Annotated in this window: 2 pseudogenes; both read right to left on the bottom strand. The window is 44.7% G+C overall.

Features of this window, described 5'->3' with window-relative positions:
• Positions 1–583, bottom strand: a pseudogene (locus tag FYJ62_RS10435) (RNA-guided endonuclease TnpB family protein); the annotation flags it as partial.
• A gap of 68 nt (positions 584–651) precedes the next feature.
• Positions 652–1,839 (bottom strand): annotated as a pseudogene (locus FYJ62_RS10430) (ATP-binding cassette domain-containing protein); the annotation flags it as partial.
• Positions 1,840–1,958: the final 119 nt, after the last annotated feature.

Below are 1,958 nucleotides of genomic sequence, written 5' to 3'. Positions count from 1 at the left end.
AGGACTTGGTTGCGCTGATGTGCATAAACCAGTGCTTGCCGGATTTAAGAATCCTGGCAGTGCCAAAAGTCCATTCGTCATTCAGATACTGCTCAAAGCCGGGCATGGCAATCTCGCATTCAATCCGCCCGTCAAGGGTGTTGACGGACACGATTTTGCCGTTCTGCTTAAAGGAATAGTCCCGGCCTCTGACCTCATCCAGCTGCGGTCGCTTAAAGAAGATTGGCTTCCAAAGCCAGTCAAGATCGCGCTGAACAGCATAGCAGCCTTCGCCTTGGGGCGCATTGATGTCGTGGATTTTATACGGCTTTTGACCAAGCTGAGTTTGAACAGACTTGTATCTAGCAATAACGGTCTTCAAAACAGACTGAGCCATTTGGGATCTGAGGCTGAACTTCTGTCGCAAGTCGGAGTAGAGTGCTTTGTTCAGCTTTGCCTGGCGGAGTTCAAAGTCATGCTCAAAAACATATTGGGATGCGAAGTTGCAGCCCCGTCTGTAAATTTCCATGCTGTCTGCTAAGGCTTTAGCAGCATCAGGGCTAGGCACTTTGATGTGAGCTTTAATGGTCAAAGAAATTTCCATTGGTCATGCTTCCTTTCACTAAATATATTATAACACAAAGGTAGTGAAAACAGCCAATAGAATACTAATTATCTAGAGAATTTAGAAAGGAGAAAGGCGCGCTCCCCCCTCGATTGAAATCGAAGGTTTCCGCGCGCTACATATTCATGAATCTCCCGGTCAAATAACTGCCGCATCTCTTCAGTCAAGTTGTGCGCGATAAAAACAATCGTTGCATCGGTTTGAAGCAAATTCTGCAGAATCTCAAAACCATTGTGTGCATCAATGGCTGAGGTGCCTTCATCAATGAAAATCAACTGACTGTCATGGATTTGTGCTCTGGCCAAAACCACTTTTTGCCGCTGGCCACCAGACAGGGCATGCTTGCCTTGATCGAGCTCCGTATCTACTCCTGCCGGAAATTTAGCCAGATCTTTTTCCAAATTAACCTGCTTAACAAAGTGCATTACCCGGTCATTCAGCTTGGAGTTAAACATCGTAATATTTTCCTTGATTGTACCTGGAAAGAGAACTGAATCTTGCGGAACATAGCCGATTTGAGACAGGTCTGGCTGTTTGATTTCCTGGCCAGCTTCGTTTTTAAAAGAAATCTTTCCAGTCGTCAATGGCAGCTCCTGCAGGATCAGCTTAAAAAGCGTAGATTTTCCAGTCCCGCTGTCCCCTGACAGTAAAATTTTTTCTCCCCGCTTGATTTGAAAATCTGGATAAGAGATTTTTTCCTCATTGCTAAAAGCCACAGACAAGGCTTGAACTGACAATGACTGAAAATGATCCAAACTTTCTGTCTTTTCTGAGTGGTCAGTCTGAACCGCAAGCTGCTTTCTAAGCTTGACGTTTAAAGTTTTGCTTGATTGCAAGACAGTATATTGGTTGATCACAACTCCCAGTTCAGTAAAAATCGTGCTGGCAAAGTTGCCAATGCTAAAGAAGACACCAAAATTCATCCGGCCAGTAATAATCAAGACACCTGAAACCAGCAAGATTAAGGCCTGGGAGAGCATGTTTGCGGCATTGTTGACGCCGCTGGCAAATTGCATCCGGCCAGACCGGCTGACATTGGCATCTTCAAGTCGCTTTCCTTGAGCAGTCGTCACAGCCAGCAGTTTTTGCTTGGCGTGATATCTCTGCAAAACGCTCAAACCGCTAAACCATTTTTCCAGCATATCAAGATAGCGCTTGTTTTCATTAGAAATATCATCCGTAGCCTTTTGTAAAGCTGGAGATAAAAATCGTGGCATGAAAAACATCGTAAGCGCCCAATATCGCGGTATATTAAAATCCCATCCTAGCAATGCTAAGATGGGATTAATCAGTTTATGGGACTTCACTTACAGTGTAGCTGAACATTCTCAGCCCATGGTAAATAGGCTTCCAG

Origin of the sequence: Lactobacillus porci (assembly GCF_009695985.1) — a bacterium.
GTDB classification, from domain to species: domain Bacteria; phylum Bacillota; class Bacilli; order Lactobacillales; family Lactobacillaceae; genus Lactobacillus; species Lactobacillus absianus.
The sequence above is the reverse complement of the archived record's forward strand: the minus strand, read 5'-3'. Positions and strand labels throughout refer to the sequence as shown.